Here is a 389-nt window from a genome sequence, read left to right on the forward strand (position 1 = left end):
AGCGTGAGGTCAATCAAACCAGACGTGGTGACGGTGGCTAAATTACCTGCATCGTCGAGGACTTCCACTTCCACATTGAGCAAGCCTTCGGAAACGGCCGAAGGTACATCCACGCTGTAGGTACCGTCAGATTGGACGGTGGCCGTGAAGGTTTGTTCGTTGCTGTCACTATCCGTGACGGTAATTGACACTGTTGCGCCAATTTCATCACAAGTGCCTGAGATAGTCGGTGTGGCATCGTTGAGCGTACCGAGTGCATTCACGCCTAAAATCGGTAGCGTGAGGTCAATCAAACCAGACGTGGTGACGGTGGCTAAATTACCTGCATCGTCGAGGACTTCCACTTCCACATTGAGCAAGCCTTCGGAAACGGCCGAAGGTACATCCAC

The 389-nt window shown here is 52.4% G+C and carries 1 protein-coding gene; it reads right to left on the reverse strand.

Features of this window, described 5'->3' with window-relative positions; translation table 11 throughout:
* Positions 1 to 389, reverse strand: a 389-nt coding sequence (locus ACXAH6_RS20420) for an Ig-like domain-containing protein (protein ID WP_474879832.1), incomplete at both ends; no start/stop codon positions are given.

It is taken from the genome of Alteromonas sp. ABE4_545 (assembly GCF_056161325.1).